This is a genomic window from Aquitalea denitrificans, from assembly GCF_009856625.1.
Lineage (GTDB): Bacteria > Pseudomonadota > Gammaproteobacteria > Burkholderiales > Chromobacteriaceae > Aquitalea > Aquitalea denitrificans.
This window is the reverse complement of record NZ_CP047241.1, coordinates 3,138,622-3,158,313: the sequence shown is the minus strand read 5'-3', so window position 1 is coordinate 3,158,313 and position 19,692 is coordinate 3,138,622. Positions and strand designations below refer to the sequence as shown.

The following is a 19,692-nucleotide window of genomic DNA, read 5'->3' as shown; positions in this document are numbered from 1 at the left end:
TAGCGGCTCCAAAGGCTGTCGCCGTTTTCGTTTCGGGCGACTTGTCAAGTGCTGATAAAGCGCGGATAATGCTCCGCTTCACCAAGTAGTACAGGCAAAACCCCTGTACCCGTAACCAAGGAAGCTCATCATGCGCGCTGATATTCACCCGAACTACAAAGAAGTTGCGGTTACCTGCTCCTGCGGTAACACCTTCACCACCCAGTCCACCATGGGCAAGGACGCCTTCCACATTGAAGTGTGCTCCAGCTGCCACCCGTTCTACACTGGCAAGCAGAAGATTGTTGATACCGCCGGCCGTATCGACAAGTTCAACCAGAAGTTCGGTGGCTTCTTCAAGCGCTAAGCTTGTAAGCTTTGGAAAAAAGGCAGCCTTGGCTGCCTTTTTTCATTTCCGCTGCGTGTGCTTGCACATTAAAATAACGCTTTCTCCAGACTGGCGCGCGCCTCGATGCTGACGTACTCCCCGCAAAACGCCACCGTTCCCGTTCCCACCGAAAAACCCTGGGTGCTGCTATTGCTGTGTTTTGTCTGGCTGTGGCCAGGCATCATCGGCCATGATCCGTGGAAGCCGGACGAACCCTATGTGATGGCGGTAGTGGAAGGCATGCTGCGTAGCGGCAACTGGCTGCTGCCTACCATCCAAGGTGTGCCTTACCTGGAGTCGCCACCGCTGTATTACTGGGTGGCCGCCGGGCTGGCCCGGCTGTTTTCTCCGTGGCTGCTGCCGGCGCACGATGCAGCCAGGCTGGCTACACCGCTGTTCATGGCACTTGGGCTCACCCTGGCCGGCATGACCGGGCGCGATCTGATTGGCCGTCGGCATGGCCGTAGCGTGGTGATGATATTGATTGGCTGTCTGGGCCTGATTGTCACCGGCCACCAGATGACGCCGATGGTGGCTAGTTTTACCGGCTTTGCCGCTGCCTTTTATGCCTTGTCGCTCACCCTGCGCTCGCCGGGACTGGCCGGGGCCATCCTGGGTGCAGGCAGTGCCGCACTGTTCCTGAGTGCCAGCCTGCTGGAAGTGATGCTGGTGTGGGCGGTGGTACTCTTCCTGCCGGCTTTCACTGCCTGGCGTAACAAGCGCTATGCCATCACCGTGTTCATGGCTTTGCTGGTGGCCTTGCCGGTGGCACTGATCTGGCCGCTGGAGTTGTCCCGCAGCTATCCGGTGCTGTTCCGTCTGTGGTGGGAACATCATGCCCTCGGGCCGTTGGATGGCTTTGGCAAGGTCAGCCTGTTCCACGGTTTTGGCTACTACACCTTCAATACCATCTGGTTTGCCTGGCCGGCCTGGCCGCTGGCGGCCTGGACGCTGTACCGCAACCGCAAGTACGAGCTGCCCATGCTGCAGCTGCCACTGATGTTCTTTGCCGTGGTGCTGATCATGCTGACGCTCTCCGAGCGCAAGAGCATGGATTACGCCATGCCGCTGCTGCTGCCGCTGGCACTGCTGGCTGCGGTGGAGCTGGATAATCTGCGCCGTGGCGCGGCTGCCTTTCTCAACTGGTTCGGCCTGATGGCTTTTGGCGTATTCGGCTTGCTGATCTGGGCGGGCTGGGCGGCGATGAACTATGGCTGGCCGGAGCGACTGGCCGGGCGCGCACAGTATTTCAGCCCCTACTATGTGCCGCATGTTTCCGTGCTGGCAGCGGTGTTTGCCGTGCTGGCCACCATGACCTGGGTCTGGGCGGTTACCCGCAGCCATCTGCGTGGCCGGCAAGCCATTACCAACTGGGCTGCCGGGCTTACCTTGTGCTGGGGGCTGGCACTGTCCCTGTGGCTGCCGTGGCTGGATGCGGCCAAGAGTTACCGCCCGGTGGTGGAAAGCATGCGCCGCGCCTTGCCCGCCGTACTGGCCGACAACACGCAGTGCATTGCCACCGACCGGCAAAACATGATGGCGCGTATCAGCTGGCACTACTATGCCGGGATCGATCTGGTGGCGTATCCAGCCGGAGAGAGCAGCCCTTGCGACTACCTGTTGCTGATGCGTTCGCGCAGTGAGGGCCTGGCCGAACCGGGTTGGGCCTTGTTGTGGCAGGGGGCAAGACCGCGGGAGAAATATGAGCTGTTCGGCCTGTTCCGGCGTTCAGCCCACTAGGCCTGTAGCTGGCTGGCATGGCGTAATCAAACAGCAGGCCGGAGATCATCCGGCCTTTTTCATTTGCAGGGCATGCTGGAGCTTGGGGTCAGGACTGCAATGCCGCCATGACCTCAGGCAGGTTCTCGGCCAGAGCAAACAGCTCGCGCTCCTCGAAGCGGACATGGGCAGTCATGGCATCGGCAAAGGCCTGCAGGATGGCCGGGCTGGCCAGCGCGGCATGCTGCATCAGTTGATGCAGGTGGGCATGCTCATCCAGCGTGCGTTGTACCAGCCCGGTGTTGCCGGCCTGGGCCAGTGCCGGCAGCAGCGCGCGTTCTTCCTCGGCAAAGTGGGCTTGCAGGGTTTGCTGATAGTGCAGTCTGATGCTATCGGCTACATGTTGCCATTGCGCCTGGTCATCGCTACGCGCTGCCTTGCCCGCCTGCATGGCCAGCGACAGGGCGTGGTGGTGATCGCGGGATAGGGGGGTAAGGGCTGCGCTGCGTTTCATGCTGTAACCTGTTGCTGATATTGACGATAGTTTACAACCATTGCTGCAAGCTGCCTTGATGGCTCTCAATTCTGCCGGGCTTGCCGTGGGCTGTACATTATATTGTCCGGTATTTGCGACAAGGGCTTCCCACCGGGAAGCCCTTGTTCTGCTCAATCCTGCGGCATTGGGTCAGCTTTGCAGCTGCGGCAGATCGGCAAACAGCCTGAGCGCTTCCGGATTGGCCAGTGCACTGAGATTGTTTACTGGCTCACCGTGAATCACGTTTTTGACCGCCAGCTCGACAATCTTGCCGCTGATGGTGCGCGGGATATCCGCCACGGCAATGATGCGGGCCGGAACATGGCGCGGGCTGGCACCACGTTTGATCTGCTCGCGCAGGCGGGCCGCGAGCGCTTCATCCAGCTGGCAACCTTCACGCAGTCGTACAAACAGCACCACGCGTTCGTCGTCCTGCCAGCGCTGGCCTACGGCCAGGCTTTCCAGAATTTCGGCAAAGCTTTCTACCTGGCGGTAGATTTCTGCCGTACCAATGCGCACCCCACCCGGATTGAGTACGGCATCGGAGCGGCCATAAATCACCAGCCCGCCGTGTGCGGTGATTTCGGCATAGTCACCATGGCACCAGATATTGTCGAAGCGGCCAAAATAGGCCTGGCGATATTTGCTGCCCTGCGGGTCCTGCCAGAAGCCCACCGGCATCGACGGGAAGGGGCGGGTGCAGACCAGTTCGCCTTTTTCCTGTCGTACCGGCCGGCCATGGCTGTTATAGATGTCCACTGCCATGCCCAGGCCACGGCATTGCAGCTCACCGCGGTATACCGGCAAGGTGGCGCATCCTAGGGCAAAGCAGGAGACGATGTCGGTGCCGCCGGAGATAGAAGCCAGATTGATGTCCTGCTTGATGTTGGCGTACACCCAGTCATAACTTTCTGCCATCAGCGGCGAGCCGGTGGAGAATACGGCGCGTAGCGCATCCAGCCGGTACTCCCGCGCCGGTATCAGATCAATCTTGCGCAGCCCGTCGATGTATTTGGCCGAGGTACCGAAATGGCTGAACTGCCATTGCTGGGCGTAATCCCACAGCACGCGACCGTGGGCGGCAAACGGGGAGCCGTCATACAACATCAGCGCGGCACCGCTGGCCAGACCTGAAACCAGCCAGTTCCACATCATCCAGCCGCAGGTGGTGAAGTAGAACAGGTGATCGCCCTGATGCACATCGCCATGCAGCTGATGTTCTTTCAGGTGCTGCAGCAAGGTACCGCCGGTGCTGTGCACGATGCACTTGGGTTTGCCGGTGGTGCCGCTGGAATACAGGATGAACAGCGGATGGTTGAAGCCTACCCGGACAAATTGCAGCGGCTGCGCGGTAAACGGGGCGATAAAATCCGCCAGTGTAATGGTACGCGGCAGGCTTTCGGCAAATACCGAGGTTTCGCCCAGGTAGGGAATGGCGATGAATTGCTGCACCGAGGGCAGGCCATCGGCCAGTGCCAGCATCTTGTCGCGGATGTCGATCTCTTTGCCGCCATACCAGTAGCCATCTGGGCAGAACAGCAGCTTGGGTTCGGTCTGGCCGAAGCGGTCGATGGCACCGTCTATGCCAAAGTCCGGCGAGCAACTGGTCCAGATGGCACCCAGACTGGTGGCGGCCAACATGGCGGCCACGGTTTCCGGCATATTGGGCAGGAAGCCGGCCACGCGGTCGCCTGCCACAATGCCAGCTGCCCGCATGGCTTGCTGCAGGCGGGATACCAGTTGGCGCAGTGCCTGCCAGCTGAGCTCGCGCTTGACCTTGTCTTCACCCCAGAATACCAGCGCCCTGCCTTCGCCATCCCGGCGTAGCAGGTTTTCAGCGTAGTTGAGGCGGGCCTGGGGGAAAAAGCGTGCTGCCAGCATATCGTCGCCGTGCTCCAGCACGGTATCGCCCTTGTCGCCGATTACGCCGCAATAATCCCAGACCAGTCCCCAGAAGCGGGCCGGGTCGTTCACACTTGCTTGCCACAGGCTGTGGTAGTCAGGCAGCGGGCGGTCATATGCGGCCTCCGCCAGTTTGCCAAAGGCATGCAGGTGGGAGCCTGCCACGCGCCGGGGGGATGGTTGCCAGATCGGGGGGGTGAGCTGCTCCATGATTCTCCTCTTTAATCTTGTTCCGCGCGGCATTGCCTGGCGTGGGACGGGCGGCTTCAGCGTGCTGCGGCCAGCGCCTGCGCCACCTTGGAGCCGGGCTGGCGGCCCAGCAGACCGGCGGCAAACCAGGCGGTTTCTACCAGGGCGGGCAGGTTGATACTGCAGTCCACCCCCAGACCCTGCATCAGGTACACCACATCTTCCGTAGCTACATTGCCGGAGGCCCCACGAGCATACGGGCAGCCGCCTAAGCCGGCAATGGATGAGTCGAAGGTGCGGATGCCTGCCTGAAAAGATGCATGGATATTGCCGATGGCCATGCCGTAGGTATCGTGGAAATGGCCAGCCAGTTTCTCCATTGGCACCAGCCTGCTGACGGCACCCAGCATGTCCAGCACCCGGTTGGGGGTGGCAGTGCCAATGGTATCGCCCAGTGAAATCTCGTAGCAGCCCATGTCCAGCAGGCGGGCCGCCACTTCTGCCACCTTGGCCGGGGCAATCGGCCCTTCATAGGGGCAATCCACCACGCAGGACACATAGCCGCGCACGCGGATGCCCTCGCGCCGGGCAGTAGCCACCACGCTGTCAAAGCGGGCCAGGCTTTCGGCAATGCTGGCATTGATGTTTTTCTGGCTGAAGCTTTCACTGGCGGCACCAAACACTGCGATTTCACGTACGCCAGCCGCCAGTGCCTGTTCCATGCCCTTGTCGTTGGGTACCAGTACCGGATAATTCACCGCGCCGGACAAGTCCAGTGCCTGCAATACTTGCAAGCTGTCGGCCATCTGCGGCACCCACTTGGGCGAGACAAAAGCGCCGGCCTCGATGGTGGTGAGGCCGCTGGCAGCCAGGCGGCGGATCAGTTCCAGCTTGCTGGCGGTATCCACCTGCTGTTTTTCGTTTTGCAGCCCGTCACGCGGGCCGACTTCGACGATTTTCACGGTTGGCATATCGTGTTGTCCTCCGGATCAGGCGGCGTCGAAGTCGAGCAACTCGTCGCCATCGCACACTTGTTCGCCAGCGGCGAAATAGAAGGCCTGCACCACGCCGTCGGCCGGTGCGTGGATGGTGTGTTCCATTTTCATCGCTTCCAGAATCAACAGGGGCTCCCCCTTGCTCACCTGCTGCCCGCTACTGGCTAGCAAGGCCACCACCCGGCCGGGCATCGGCGCTTTCAGGTGGGTGGCGCCATGTACTTCTTCCGCGCTGGCTGCGTAGGGGTCCACCCAGCTCACTTCCAGCCGTTCGCCTTGCAGGAACAACACCCGCTGCTGCCGCTGGCTGACGACCGTGGCACGTAGTTGTTGTCCGTTCAGCGTGACATGCCATTCACCCTGTTGCAGCCGTGCCGCGGCCTGATATGTCTGTCCTGCCACCGTCACGGCAAAACCGTGGTCCAGATGGCGCAGGCTGATGGTGTGCAGGGTATCGCCGTGCATGAATTGCAGGACAGTTTCCAGCTGACCATTCAATCGCCAGCCCGCGCGTACCGGGTAGTCCGTCTGCGCGCCCAGCGTCTGGGCCAGCGCCAGCACGGCCAGCTGCTCGCCACTGGCCGGGGCGGCTGGTGGCAGCAAGGTGTCCTGATAGCGGGCGATGAGCCCGGTATCTACTGCACCACTGGCAAAGCTGTGGTGCTGCACAATGCGGCGCAGGAAAGCGATATTGGTGGTGACACCGGCCACCTGATACTGCGCTAGTGCCGCGTCCAGCTGTTGCAAGGCGGCAGCCCGGTTTTCACCCCAGACAATCAGCTTGGCAATCATCGGGTCGTAAAACGGGCTGATGCTGTCACCTTGTTCCACTCCGGTATCAATGCGTACCTGAGTGCTTTCTGCGGGGGTAGCCAGGTGAATCAGCTGACCGGTGGCCGGCAGGAAGCCCTTGTCCGGGTCTTCTGCATAAATACGCGCCTCGATGGCGTGACCGTGAATCTTCAGTTCGTCCTGCCGCAGCGGCAGCGGCTGACCGGCGGCCACTTGCAACTGCCAGGCCACCAGGTCTTGCCGGGTGATCATCTCGGTCACCGGGTGCTCTACCTGCAGGCGGGTGTTCATCTCCATGAAGTAAAACTCGCCGGGCCGGCCATCGTCCTGCACCGCCATGATGAATTCCACCGTTCCCGCCCCGACATAGCCCACCGCACGCGCAGCGGCGCAGGCGGCTTCGCCCATGGCCTGCCGGGTGCTGACCGGCAAATCCGGCGCCGGGGCTTCTTCCAGTACTTTCTGATGGCGGCGCTGTACCGAGCAGTCACGCTCGAACAGGTAGACACAGCCTCCCAGGCTGTCGGCAAACACCTGGATTTCCACATGGCGCGAACGCGGCAGATACTTTTCCACCAGCACCTTGTCGTCACCAAAGCTGGCGGCCGCTTCGCGCTGGCAGGAGGCCAGCGCCGCGGTGAAATCCTCGCTGCGTTCGACAATGCGCATGCCCTTGCCACCGCCGCCGGCGCTGGCCTTGATCAGTACCGGATAGCCGATACGGTCGGCCTGCTGGTGCAGGAAATCCGGCTCCTGGCGCTCGCCGTGATAGCCGGGCACTAGCGGTACGGCTGCTTGCTCCATCAGTGCCTTGGCGGCAGATTTACTGCCCATGGCGGCAATGGCGCTGGCTGGCGGGCCGATGAAGGCGATGCCAGCGGCAGCGCAGGCGGCGGCAAAATCAGCGTTTTCCGACAAAAAGCCATAACCGGGGTGGATGGCCTCGGCACCGCTCCGGCGGGCAATGTCCAGAATCAACTCTGCCTTGAGATAGGATTCCGCCGCCGGAGCCGGGCCTAGCCGCCAGGCTTCATCAGCCAGTCTGACAAAGCGGGCATTGGCATCGGCATCGGAATAAACGGCAACAGTGGCAATGCCCAGCTGGCGCGCGGTCTTGATCACCCTACAGGTTATTTCGCCTCTATTCGCAATGAGGATTTTCTTAAACATGGCAGTCTCCCGCGGCGAAATCGCTACGGCGCAGGTGCGCCGTCAGGCGATGTTGCTGCGCAGCTGCGCAGCCTTGCGGCTGCTGGTCGCCTCTATGCGCAATAAGTATTTTCTTGAACATGGCTGCGTCCTTATTGTTCTTGTTGCCAGGCGGGCGGGCGTTTGTCGAAGAAGGCGGCCAGCCCTTCGCGGGCTTCCTGTCCGCTGCGGGTGCTGGCAATACGGCTGGCGGTGTCGGCCAGCAGGTCGTCATCCCACGGCGAGCCTTCATGCAGTTCGGCCAGCAGGTCTTTGGCGGCACCCAGTGCGCGTGGTGCACCTTTGGCCAGTTCGCTGGCGATGTCGGCGATGCGCTGGTCCAGCATGTCGGCGGCGACAACTTCATGCACCAGCCCGATACGGGCGGCGGTGGTGGCGTCAATGCGCTCGGCCGACAGGAAGTAGCGCCGCGCCTGCCGCCAGCCGATGGCATCGGTCACATAAGGGCCGATGGTGGCCGGAATCAGGCCCAGCCGCACTTCGGTCAGGCCAAAGCGGGCGGCTTCGGTGGCAATGGCAATGTCACATACGGTAGCCAGGCCGGTGCCACCGGCAATGGCCGGGCCGTGGATGCGGGCGATCACCGGTTTCTGGCTGCGGTAAATGGCCTTGAGCATGGCGGCCAGGCGCTGGGCATCGGCCAGGTTTTCTGACTCGCTGTAGCCGGCGGCGCGGCGCATCCAGTCCAGGTCGGCCCCGGCGGAAAAGCTTTTGCCGTGACCGGCCAGCACGATGACACGCACGCTGTCATCCAGTTGCAGTGCCTTGAAGGCGGCGGTCAGCTCGGCAATCAGCGTTTCGTTCAGCGCATTGTGCAGTTCCGGGCGATTCATCCAGACGGTGGCGGTGCTGCCGCTGTGGTGGATATCGAGAGTCTGATACTGGCTCATGGCGCTTCCTTACATGCGGAACACGCCAAAGCGTGTTTTGTCGATGGGGGCGGACAGGGAGGCTTCCAGTGCCAGGCTCAGTACATCGCGGGTCTGGGCCGGGTCGATGATGCCGTCGTCCCACAGCCGCGCGCTGGCGTAATAAGGGTGGCCCTGGCGTTCGTATTGCTCGCGTACCGGTGCTTTCAGCGCTTCTTCCTGCTCGGCGGTGAAGGCCTCGCCCAGTTGTTCTTTCTTGACCTGCGCCAGCACCCCGGCGGCCTGTTCGCCGCCCATCACCGAAATGCGGCTGTTAGGCCACATCCACAGCATGCGCGGGCTGTAAGCGCGGCCACACATGCCGTAGTTGCCGGCCCCGAAACTGCCGCCAATCAGTACGGTGAACTTGGGCACGCTGGCGCAGGCCACCGCGGTGACCAGCTTGGCACCATCCTTGGCAATGCCGCCGTTTTCATACTTCTTGCCCACCATGAAGCCGGTGATGTTCTGCAGGAAAATCAGCGGAATGCCACGCTGGCAGCACAGTTCGACAAAGTGCGCTCCCTTGAGGGCCGACTCGGAAAACAGGATGCCGTTATTGGCGATGATGCCTACGCGCCAGCCATTGAGCCGGGCAAAACCGGTTACCAGCGTAGTGCCGTAGTTCTGCTTGAATTCGTCAAAGTCGGAATCGTCCACCAGTCGGGCGATGATTTCGCGCACATCAAACGGCTTTTTCGGGTCAGCCGGAATCACGCCGTAGATTTCCTCGGCGGCATGGCGTGGCGGTTTTGCTTCGATGCGGTCCAGCACGCCTTGTTTGTGCCAGTTGAGGTCGGCCACGATGCGGCGGGCAATGCCCAGCGCGTGGGCGTCGTTCTGGGCCAGATGGTCGGCCACACCGGAGATGCGGGCGTGTACATCGCCACCGCCCAGTTCTTCTGCGGTGACGACTTCGCCGGTAGCGGCCTTTACCAGCGGCGGGCCACCCAGAAAGATGGTGCCTTGTTCCCGCACGATGACGGTTTCGTCCGACATGGCCGGTACATAAGCGCCGCCAGCGGTGCAGCTACCCATCACCACGGCAATTTGCGGAATGCCGGCGGCAGATAATTGGGCCTGGTTGTAGAAGATGCGGCCAAAGTGTTCCTTGTCCGGAAACACTTCGTCCTGCAGTGGCAAAAAGGCTCCGCCGGAATCCACCAGATAGACGCAGGGCAAGCGGTTTTCCTTGGCGATTTCCTGCGCGCGCAGATGCTTTTTCACCGTCATCGGGTAATAAGTACCACCCTTGACCGTGGCATCGTTGGCGATGATCAGGCAGTCCACCCCGGCAATACGGCCGATGCCGCTGATCAGGCTGGCCCCGGGGGCATCATCGTTATACATGCCAAAGGCAGCCAGCTGGGACAGTTCCAGAAAGGGTGCTCCGGGGTCCAGCAGCAGGTTGATGCGCTCGCGCGGCAACAGCTTGCCACGGGCGGTGTGTTTGTCACGGGCTTTGTCGCCGCCGCCCAGCGCCGCCTGGGCGACTTTCTGTTTCAAGTCATCCACCAGCGCACGCATCTTGTCGGTATTAGCCTGGAAGTCCGGCGCGCGGGGGGAGAGTTTGGATTCGATGACTGGCATGATTTTAGGGAGTGGGGAGTAGGGAGTAGCAGGTGATGGGTGGGGAACTCCCCACTCCCGACTCTCTACTCCCGGTATTAGTGGTCAGTAGGGTGTGGGCGAGTGAACGGTTTTACTCCCGACTCCCCACTCTCTACTCCCGATGTTCAGCGTGTTTCCGCCATCAGTTCGCGGCCTATCAGCCAGCGGCGGATTTCACTGGTGCCCGCGCCGATTTCATACAGCTTGGCATCACGCAGCAGGCGGCCTGTGGCGTATTCATTAATATAGCCATTGCCGCCCAGGCACTGGATGGCGTCCAGCGCCATCTGGGTGGCGTTTTCGGCGGCATACAGGATGGCCCCGGCAGCATCCTTGCGCGTCTGGCGGCCGGTATCGCCACGGTCCAGCGCCTGGCCCACGGCATAGACATAAGCACGGCTGGCGGACAGCTTGACGTACATGTCGGCCAGCTTGCCCTGCATCAGCTGGAAGTCGCCGATAGCCTGACCAAACTGTTTGCGGTCATTCAGATAGGGGACGACGATATCCATGCAAGCCTGCATGATGCCCAGCGGGCCTGCCGACAGCACGGCGCGTTCGTAGTCCAGCCCGCTCATCAGCACTTTCACGCCGTTGCCTTCGCCGCCCAGCACGTTTTCGGCTGGGATTTCACAGTTGTCGAAGAACAGCGGGTAGGTGTTGGAGCCGCGCATGCCCAGCTTGTCCAGCTTGCTGCCATGCGAGAAACCGGCAAAGCCCTTTTCCACGATGAAGGCCGTGATGCCCTTGGGTCCGGCGTTGACATCGGTCTTGGCATACACCACCAGGGTGTCGGCATCGCCGCCATTGGTAATCCAAATCTTGCTGCCGTTCAGTACATAACGGTCGCCCTTTTTGTCGGCGCGCAGCTTCATGCTGACTACATCGGAACCGGCATTGGGCTCCGACATGGCCAGCGCGCCCACGTGTTCGCCGGAAATCAGCTTGGGCAGGTAGCGGGCTTTCTGTTCGGCGGAGCCGTTCTTGCGGATCTGGTTGACGCACAGATTGGAGTGCGCGCCGTAGGACAGGGCGACAGAAGCCGAGGCGCGGCTGATTTCTTCCATCACGATCATGTGGGCCAGGTAGCCCATATTGGCGCCACCGTATTCTTCTTCGGCGGTGATGCCCAGCAAGCCCATGTCGCCCAGTTTGCGCCACAGATCGGCCGGAAAGAGGTTGTCACGGTCGATATCGGCGGCGCGCGGGGCGATTTCGGCGTCGGCAAAATCCTTCACGCTCTGGCGCAACATGTCGTAAGTGTCGCCGTGGTCAAAACGCAGGCTGCTGTACATGGTGTTTCTCCTCGGTGCCGGTCGTGGCGGCTGTGCCTGACAGGCTATTGTGATGGTCGCGTTACTGGTTTGAATATTGAATTACGTTTACGTAAGCGTCAATATAATGTGGTAAAAAAACCTGCACGAGGGCAGGTATTCAGGCGGGGGTGTCGGCCTTGGTGGTCATCTGGTCTATCACGCCGCGGCAGTGTTTTTCCAGCGCATCGATTTCCGCCAGCACCACGTCGATGTCACGCCGTTGTTCTTCCAGCTGCTCGCGTCGCGCCACCAGTAAATGCAGCAGCTTGAGCGACTGGCTGGCTTCGTCGCGGGCCAGATCATACAGATCAATGATTTCGCGTATTTCCGACAAGGACAGGCCAATACGCTTGCCACGCAGGATAAGCCGCAGGCGGGCACGGTCGCGGCGGGTGAATACGCGCTGGCGGCCATCGCGTTGCGGCTCGATCAGCCCTTGTTCCTCGTAAAAGCGGATGGTGCGCAGTGTGACGTCAAAATCACGTGCCAGATCCGAAATGGTGAAGACTTCCTGTTCTGTCATGGTATCTGCTTTCAGTATTTATACGGATTGTAGCGTTTTTCCCACGGCTTCTCATCATGATAGACGTATTACGTTTACGTAATCGTAAACTTGTGGGATTAATGCCAGAAAAATGGGCCGCGCCATGCAGCGTGGCTGCCGTCGCCAAGGGAAGCGACGCATTCCGGATAAAGAGACCAAACCTAGGAGACTCACGATGCAGCACGCCAGCTATGTTCACGGTGCCAGCCAGCAGCCGCTGATTGGCAAAACCATCGGCCAGATGTTTGATGCCGCCTGCCGGCAATATGCCGATCAGCAAGCACTGGTGGTACGCCATCAGGATGTGCGCTGGCGCTATGCCGAACTGCAGCAGCAGGTGGACCGGCTGGCTTGCGGCCTGATCCGCCTGGGCCTCAAGCCGGGCGATCGCATCGGCATCTGGTCGCAGAACAATGCCGAATGGGTGCTGACCCAGTTTGCCACCGCCAAGGCCGGACTGGTGCTGGTCAACATCAACCCGGCGTATCGTCGTTCCGAACTGGAATATGCCATCAACAAGGTAGGTTGCCGGGCACTGATTGCGTCGCCCAGCTTCAAGAGCAGCAATTACATCGAGATGCTGCAAGACCTGTTGCCGGAACTGGCCAGCAGCCAGCCCGGCCAACTCAAGGCGGCGCGCATGCCCAAGCTGGAGTGGGTGATCCGCATGGGGGCGCAGGCCACGCCGGGCATGCTGGGCTTTGCCGAACTGCTGACCGAACCGACTCCAGCCGAGCGCGCCGCCTTGCAGCAACTGGGGGACAGCCTGCAGTTTGACGATGCCATCAATATCCAGTTCACCTCCGGCACCACCGGCAGCCCCAAGGGGGCCACGCTGTCGCATCACAACATCCTCAACAATGCCTTTTTCACCGGGCAGGCGATGCGCTTTACCTCAGCGGACCGGCTGTGTATTCCGGTGCCGCTGTACCACTGTTTCGGCATGGTGCTGGGCACGCTTACCTGCCTCACGCATGGGGCATGCATGGTGTTTCCGGCGGAAAGTTTCGATGTGCTAAGTGTGCTGCATACCGTACAGGAAGAGCGCTGTACCGCCCTGCATGGTGTGCCCACCATGTTCATCGGCCTGCTTGACCATCCGCAGTTCAGCCAGTTTGATCTGTCCAGCCTGCGCACCGGGGTGATGGCCGGCAGTCCGTGTCCCATCGAGGTGATGAAACGCGTCACCACCCTGATGCACATGGCGCAGGTCACCATTGGCTACGGCATGACCGAAACCAGCCCACTCAGCTTCCAGAGCAGTGCCGACACACCGCTGGACAAGCGCGTGTCCACCGTGGGGCAGGTGCATCCGCATGTGGAAGTCAAGATTGTCGATAACGATGGCCACATCGTGGCGCATGGTGAAACCGGCGAGCTGTTGACCCGTGGCTATTCGGTGATGCTGGGCTACTGGGACGACCCGCAGAAAACCGCCGACTCCATCGACCAGTCGGGCTGGATGCACAGTGGCGATCTGGCGGTAATGGATGCCGAGGGCTATGTGAATATCGTGGGCCGGGTGAAGGACATGGTGATACGTGGTGGCGAAAACATCTACCCGCGTGAGGTGGAGGAGTTTTTTTACCGCCATCCCAAGATCCAGGAAGTGCAGGTGATCGGCGTACCGGACGACCGCTTTGGCGAGGAGTTGTGCGCCTGGATCAAGCTGCGCGATGGTGAAAGCGCTAGCATCGACGACATGCGCGCCTTTTGCCAGGGCCAGATCGCTCATTACAAGATTCCGCGCTATATCGAGTTTGTCGACAGCTTTCCCATGACCATTACCGGCAAGATCCAGAAGTTTGTCATGCGCCAGCAAATGAAGGAAAAACTGGGGCTGAACGACAGTCAGACCGCGTAAACGCAGATGGATCAAACTTTGTATGCACAGGCCCCGGCGAGCCGGGGCTTTTTTCGCTACAATGCGCCCATTCAATCTGACTTCAGGAGTGCACCATGACTGATATCGTATTCAATGACGCCGATCTGGCCCGGCTGGAACAGTTGCTGACGCCCCTGTCGATCAGTGGCAGCACCATGCGCCCGGACGAAGTACAAGGCTTCTTTGCCGCGCTGGCCAGCGGGCCGGATGCTGCCGACCGCAATATGTGGATGGCCGAAGTGCTGGGCGATGCCCCGGCTTTTGAAAATGCCGAAGAACAGGCCGAGCTGGAAGCCCTGCTGCAGAAGCTGTTTGATGTCACCGCCCACGTGTTGGCCGATGGCCGTGCGCTGGACCTCATCCTCTACGCCGATGAAGACGCCGATGACGACGAAGCCGACTACTGGCCGTGGTGCAATGCCTATTTGTACGCGCTGGACGTGGTGGATACCGACTGGTTTGAAGCAGCTGACGACGAAGGCTTCGAAGACCTGCTGATGCCGATTCTGGTGCTGGGCGGCATGTTCGAGGAAGAAGACGGCGAAGACCTGGTCACCTTTACCGACGAAGAAAAAGACGACTGCAAGGAACAGCTGCCCGAGGCGCTGATTTCCGTATTCAACTACTGGCGTGCCAAGGCGCAGGCCCCGGCCACCGTACGCCGTGAAGGCGACAAGGTGGGCCGCAACGACCCTTGCCCCTGCGGCAGCGGCAAGAAGTACAAGGCCTGCTGCGGTAGCAACTGAGTTTTCTGCCAGCCTGCGGGCTGGTGAATGTCATACCTGAAAGCCTCCATACGGAGGCTTTTTCTTTTCCTGCCATTCATGCGGACTTTTCTGGCCGTCTTTCTACCTTTTTTGTGTGGAAATTGCTGATGACTGATGCAGGTAGGAAATAAAAACCTGTTGTTCTTCGCTAAGCGGCTCATGCTTGTGCGTCAGGATGCCAAAAGGAGGCAACGGTATGCTTACCTGGATTGGCAAGATTTGCACGATACCCATGTCCAGATAGTCTGTCATGGCGGATTCCGCTAACAGCATCACCGCATTGGTGTGTTGAATCAGTTGCAGCATGGAGTAAACCGAATTGCTCTCGATGATATTGCCGGGCAAGGGCAGTGCGGTTTGCAGCAGATATTGCTCCAATGCCATGCGTGCCGGGCTGCTGGGCGCTTGTAATATCCATGGCCAGTCTCGTAGTAATACCGGCAATTCGATATGTTGCTGTTGCAATAACACATGGTGTTTAGCCACCACCAGTCGCAATATTTCATTGCCCAATGGCCAAAAATTAAAAGCTGCATCTTCAGTTTTCGGGCTGCGCCGGGCAATGGCCAGGTCGATGCGTCCTTGTTCCAGCAGGCGGACCACTTCGTCGCTGGTGTCTCCCATCACGCGAATGCACAGGCGAGGCCTTTCCTGTTTCAAACGTGCAATCGCCGCCATGATCCGCTCGGGTGCCGCACCCATGATGGTGCCTACTGACAGATAGCCAAAGCCTTCTTTCTTCTGCAGGGCCAGCGTCTCCATGCAGCCTTCCAGGTGGTGCAGGCTGCGGGTGGCGAATTTGACCAACACCACGCCCAGTGCCGTGGGGCGCATGCCATGTGGCAGGCGGTCAAACAGCTGGCAGTCAAACATATCCTCGATTTCCTGCAGCATGCGGCTGGCAGCTGGTTGCGACATATGCATGCCTTCCGCCGTCCGTTTCATATTCTGGTTATCCCCCAATAACACCAACATTTGCAAATGCTTGTAACGCAGGCGTTGCAGTAAATGACGGTGCTGTGTTGCTGGCAGCATGGCAGTTTTATCCATAAGCAGAAGGTATCGCCAGTTAATTAAATGTAATTGGATGGTTCTGCGAGTATGTCGTAGTTTTGCTGCTGCCGCTTATCTTCTGAGTACCATCAATGGCCTGATATTTACCAAAGAAAATCAAGATGATTCCTTATTGAAGGGGGTGAATATTCTTATGTCGATTTTTATTATTGGCTGTGATTAATTTCTCAATTCATTCCAGTAAATTCATCCCGGATATTGGTTTTTTCTGATCAGTTTGGATTCGGATATTCAACGTCGGAGCAGTCCACCATGAAGCAAATGCCAGTCATCAAACACGTCCGTGCTTTTACCCTGCGTGGTGGTGGTGCGGATTATCACGATCAGGCCGATGGCCATTGGATTGACGATCACATTGCCACGCCCATGTCCAAATACCCGGCCTACCGGCAGAGCCGACGCAGCTTTGGCATCAATGTACTGGGCACGCTGGTGGTGGAAGTTGAGGACAGCGCCGGCAACATTGGCTTTGCCGTGACCACCGGCGGTGAGCCGGCAGCTTTTATCGTCGAGCGCCATCTGGCCCGTTTCGTGGAAGGGGCCCGGGTTTGCGATATCGAGCGCATCTGGGACCAGATGTACCACGGCACCCTGTTTTATGGACGCAAGGGCCTGGTGCTCAACGCCATCTCCGGGGTGGATCTGGCCTTGTGGGATTTGCTGGGCAAGGTGAGGCAGGAGCCGGTGTACCAGTTGCTGGGTGGCGCAGTGCGGGACGAGCTGCAGTTTTATGCCACCGGCGCGCGGCCAGACCTCGCGCGTGAAATGGGATTCATTGGCGGGAAAATGCCGCTGCACCACGGGCCGGCGGAGGGGGAGGACGGCCTGCAAAAAAACCTGGCCTTGCTGGCCAGCATGCGCGAGCGGGTAGGCCCGGACTTTTGGCTGATGGTCGACTGCTGGATGAGCCTGGATCTGAACTACGCCATCCGTCTGGCACAGGCGGCACAACAATATGGCCTGAAGTGGATAGAAGAAGCACTGCCGCCGGACGACTACTGGGGCTATGCCGCCTTACGGCAGCAACTGCCGGCCGGCATGTTATGTACCACCGGCGAACACGAGGCCACGCGCTGGGGTTTTCGCATGCTGCTGGAAATGGGCTGCTGCGACATCATCCAGCCCGATGTCGGCTGGTGTGGCGGCATTACCGAGCTGCTGAAAATCTCGGCACTGGCCGATACGCATCAGGCGCTGGTGATTCCGCATGGCTCCAGCGTGTACAGCTATCACTTTGTCGCCACCCGTCATAACAGCCCGTTTGCCGAATTCCTGATGATGGCACCGCAGGCCGATCAGGTGGTGCCGATGTTCAGTCCGCAGTTATTGCACGAGCCGGTGCCGGAAAACGGTCGCATGCCGGTATCGCGGCTGGACCGTCCCGGTTTCGGCGTGGAGCTTAATCCCGCCTGCGCCTTGCATCGCCCCTACCTGCACACTCCGGGAGGCTGAAATGACGCATGGACAAGCACTTTGCACCCTGGCTTTCCGCATGCAGTTGTTTCCGGGGCAAGCAGAGGAATATCAACGGCGTCATGCCGCCATCTGGCCGGAGCTGCGCAGCGCGCTGCTGGATGCCGGCATTGTCGAGTACCGCATTTTTCATGATGACAAGGATGACGCCTTGTTTGCCGTGCTGTACTGCAGCCAGCCCGACAGGCTGGCTGAACTGCCCAGCCTGCCGGTGATGCAGCAATGGTGGGCCTATATGGCCGACATCATGGCCACCATGCCGGACCTCGCGCCGCTACAGCATCCCTTGCACAGCATGTTTGTGCTGAGCACGGGGGAGGGGCCGCCATGCGCATCGTAGACGCCCATTGCCATTTCTGGTGGCTGGAAGGAAATCAGTATCCCTGGCTGACCCGGCGCAAGCCCAATCTGCTGGGTGATTACGCCGCGCTGGCGCGTGACTTCCGGTGGTCGGACTTGCGGCAATTGGCCGAGCAGGCCGATATCGAGCTGGCAGGCGTGGTGCATATCGAAGCCAATGCGACGGATGCGCTGGAGGAAACCCGCCAACTGGAACACATGCTCGACTTGTCTGGCGATACCTTGCCAGTTGCTTTGCTGCCTTTTCTCGATCTGGCCAACCCGCAGGCGGCGGATCAGCTTGCCCGGCAACTGGCAGCTTCCACCCGCGTACGTGGTGTGCGGCAGATTCTCAACGTGCATGCCAACCCACAGTTCGACTATGTGGGCCGCCACTACATGCGCGAGGCGCAATGGCAGTGCGGGATGGCCTTGCTGGAGCGCCATGGCCTGATCTTCGAATTGCAAATCTACCCCTCACAAATGCAGGAAGCCGCTGCGCTGGCCAGGCGTTATCCGGCGGTGCGCTTTGCGCTGAATCATGCCGGCATGTATGTGGATCGCCATGCCCCTGCCGGCTGGCACGCGTGGCGGGATGGCATGCGGGCCCTGGCAGCCTGCCCGAATGTGCAGGTAAAGCTGAGCGGTTTCGGCATGCTCGACCACCACTGGACCGAGGACAGTCTGCGGCCGCTGGTGTACGAGGCCATCGACGCCTTCGGCAGCGCACGCTGCATGTTTGCTTCCAATTTCCCGGTGTGCAGCCTGTACACCTCCTACCGCAGGCTGTGGCAGGCCTATGACAATTTGCTGGCGCAGGCAGCGGCACATGAGCGTCGTGCCATGTTTGCCGACAACGCCTGGCGTTTTTACCAATTGGGAGACTAGCCAGATGGCCATCATTCTGCTGGGCCTGTTGTTTCATTTCATCGGCTCGTTTTCATCCGCCAGTTTTTATCTGCCGTATCGCAGCGTGCGGCTGTGGTCCTGGGAAAACTTCTGGCTGCTGGGCGGCTTGTTTTCCTGGCTGATTGCCCCGTGGCTAGCCATTGCCCTGACCATTCCGGCTTTTGCTTCCATCATTGAGGCGGCAGACGGCGGCACACTGGGCTGGACTTACTTCTTCGGCGTGTTATGGGGCATCGGTGGCCTCACCTTTGGCCTGGCCATGCGCTATATCGGCCTGTCGCTGGGCATGTCCATCATCATGGGCCTGACATCTGCCCTGGGTGCCCTGATGCCGCCGCTGTTCAATGACCTGTTTGGCCGCGAGGATGGTTTGCGCCTGAGCCAGATGCTGCTCAGCAGCGGTGGGCAGATGGTGCTGCTGGGCGTGCTGGGCTCGCTGATCGGCATCGTGTTGTGCGGGGTGGCCGGCATGCGCAAGGAGCGCGAAGTCGATCTGGCGACCAAGCAAAGTGCGGTCCAGGAATTCAATATGAAAAAGGGCATCGCGGTTGCGCTGGTGTCCGGTTGCCTGAGTGCCTGCTTCAGCTACGGCATCAATGCGGGCAAACCACTGGCGCTGGCCGCGGTGGCGCACGGTGCCAATTCCCTGTTCATGAACAATCTGACCTTTGCCGTCATCATGCTTGGCGGCCTCACCACCAATGCGCTGTGGTGTCTGCACCTGTCCTTACGCCGTCGCAGTCTGGGCGAGTTCGTCAATCGCAACACCCCCTTGCTGCGCAATTACTTGCTGTGCGCGCTGGGTGGCTTGCTGTGGTATCTGCAGTTCTTTTTCTATGGCATGGGTGAAAGCCGTTTGCATAACCCCACCAGCTCCTGGGTGTTGCACATGTCTTTCATCATCCTGATTTCCAATGTCTGGGGTGTCTGCCTGGGCGAATGGCGCGGCACTGCGCCGCAAACACGCCGCATCCTGTTGCTGGGCATTGTGGTCATCATTGCCGCCATCGGCATGGTGGGTTTTGGTAGTGCAGTCCACTAAGACTCGCTAACAAAACCCCCGCTCCAGCGTTGCGCCGCCTTGCCGTACGCCATGTACTGTCTGCGGCGGCGCGCCTTGGCCCGGGTTCTCTACGAGGTTTTGTTAGCAGCTCTAAG

Annotated in this window: 17 protein-coding genes; 8 read left to right on the top strand and 9 right to left on the bottom strand. The window is 60.1% G+C overall.

The features are described from left to right. Positions 1-130 precede the first annotated feature (130 nt). Positions 131-346 (top strand): 50S ribosomal protein L31, encoded by a 216-nt coding sequence (rpmE, locus tag GSR16_RS14355; RefSeq protein WP_045847109.1) that lies wholly within the window; start codon positions 131-133, stop codon positions 344-346. A 105-nt stretch (positions 347-451) separates the two neighbouring features. Then, positions 452-2,107 (top strand): ArnT family glycosyltransferase, encoded by a 1,656-nt coding sequence (locus GSR16_RS14350; RefSeq protein ID WP_159878529.1) that lies wholly within the window; start codon positions 452-454, stop codon positions 2,105-2,107. A gap of 88 nt (positions 2,108-2,195) precedes the next feature. On the opposite strand, the gene GSR16_RS14345 is transcribed toward GSR16_RS14350, so the two are convergent. The 8 genes from GSR16_RS14345 to GSR16_RS14310 form a co-directional block, all read right to left on the bottom strand. Next, positions 2,196-2,600 carry a hemerythrin domain-containing protein gene (locus GSR16_RS14345; RefSeq protein WP_159878527.1) on the bottom strand — a complete coding sequence of 135 codons (405 nt, stop codon included), beginning with the start codon at positions 2,598-2,600 and terminating at the stop codon, positions 2,196-2,198. 171 nt (positions 2,601-2,771) lie between these two features. Further along, positions 2,772-4,733: an acetoacetate--CoA ligase gene (locus GSR16_RS14340; RefSeq protein ID WP_159878525.1), complete on the bottom strand. Its 1,962-nt coding sequence runs from the start codon at positions 4,731-4,733 to the stop codon at positions 2,772-2,774. A 56-nt stretch (positions 4,734-4,789) separates the two neighbouring features. After that, a complete protein-coding gene (locus GSR16_RS14335; protein WP_159878523.1) occupies positions 4,790-5,683 on the bottom strand; it encodes a hydroxymethylglutaryl-CoA lyase in 894 nt (297 codons plus the stop codon). A gap of 18 nt (positions 5,684-5,701) precedes the next feature. Then, the gene (locus GSR16_RS14330) at positions 5,702-7,621 is read right to left on the bottom strand and encodes an acetyl/propionyl/methylcrotonyl-CoA carboxylase subunit alpha (protein WP_276608556.1); all 1,920 of its coding nucleotides are present in this window, start codon (positions 7,619-7,621) and stop codon (positions 5,702-5,704) included. A 179-nt stretch (positions 7,622-7,800) separates the two neighbouring features. Further along, on the bottom strand, positions 7,801-8,598 hold the full coding sequence (locus tag GSR16_RS14325; RefSeq protein ID WP_159878519.1) for an enoyl-CoA hydratase/isomerase family protein: 798 nt from the start codon (positions 8,596-8,598) through the stop codon (positions 7,801-7,803). A gap of 9 nt (positions 8,599-8,607) precedes the next feature. After that, positions 8,608-10,206: a carboxyl transferase domain-containing protein gene (locus tag GSR16_RS14320; protein ID WP_159878517.1), complete on the bottom strand. Its 1,599-nt coding sequence runs from the start codon at positions 10,204-10,206 to the stop codon at positions 8,608-8,610. A gap of 146 nt (positions 10,207-10,352) precedes the next feature. Beyond that, complete coding sequence (locus tag GSR16_RS14315; RefSeq protein ID WP_159878515.1) at positions 10,353-11,522, bottom strand: isovaleryl-CoA dehydrogenase; 1,170 nt, start codon at positions 11,520-11,522, stop codon at positions 10,353-10,355. A gap of 139 nt (positions 11,523-11,661) precedes the next feature. After that, positions 11,662-12,066 (bottom strand): MerR family transcriptional regulator, encoded by a 405-nt coding sequence (locus tag GSR16_RS14310; protein WP_159878513.1) that lies wholly within the window; start codon positions 12,064-12,066, stop codon positions 11,662-11,664. Positions 12,067-12,262: 196 nt separating this feature from the next. Here GSR16_RS14310 and GSR16_RS14305 point away from each other — a divergent pair, with 196 nt between their 5' ends. Beyond that, complete coding sequence (locus tag GSR16_RS14305) at positions 12,263-13,951, top strand: AMP-binding protein (RefSeq protein WP_159878511.1); 1,689 nt, start codon at positions 12,263-12,265, stop codon at positions 13,949-13,951. A gap of 95 nt (positions 13,952-14,046) precedes the next feature. Beyond that, positions 14,047-14,718: a UPF0149 family protein gene (locus tag GSR16_RS14300; RefSeq protein WP_159878509.1), complete on the top strand. Its 672-nt coding sequence runs from the start codon at positions 14,047-14,049 to the stop codon at positions 14,716-14,718. 102 nt (positions 14,719-14,820) lie between these two features. On the opposite strand, the gene GSR16_RS14295 is transcribed toward GSR16_RS14300, so the two are convergent. Then, a complete protein-coding gene (locus GSR16_RS14295; RefSeq protein WP_276608579.1) occupies positions 14,821-15,714 on the bottom strand; it encodes a LysR family transcriptional regulator in 894 nt (297 codons plus the stop codon). A 351-nt stretch (positions 15,715-16,065) separates the two neighbouring features. Between GSR16_RS14295 and rhmD the strand changes: the two genes are divergently transcribed. The 4 genes from rhmD to rhaT are packed head-to-tail and all read left to right on the top strand — an operon-like array spanning position 16,066 to position 19,576. Beyond that, positions 16,066-17,265, top strand: a complete 1,200-nt coding sequence (rhmD, locus tag GSR16_RS14290; protein WP_159878505.1) for an L-rhamnonate dehydratase — start codon at positions 16,066-16,068, stop codon at positions 17,263-17,265. Position 17,266: 1 nt separating this feature from the next. Then, complete coding sequence (locus tag GSR16_RS14285) at positions 17,267-17,626, top strand: L-rhamnose mutarotase (protein ID WP_159878503.1); 360 nt, start codon at positions 17,267-17,269, stop codon at positions 17,624-17,626. Continuing rightward, positions 17,614-18,513, top strand: coding sequence for an amidohydrolase family protein (locus GSR16_RS14280; protein WP_159878501.1), 900 nt, complete (start codon positions 17,614-17,616; stop codon positions 18,511-18,513). Before GSR16_RS14285 ends, GSR16_RS14280 begins: the two co-directional genes overlap by 13 nt. 4 nt (positions 18,514-18,517) lie before the next feature. Further along, entirely contained in the window at positions 18,518-19,576 is a 1,059-nt protein-coding gene (gene rhaT, locus GSR16_RS14275; RefSeq protein ID WP_159878499.1) for an L-rhamnose/proton symporter RhaT, read from the top strand. The last annotated feature ends 116 nt before the right edge of the window (positions 19,577-19,692 follow it).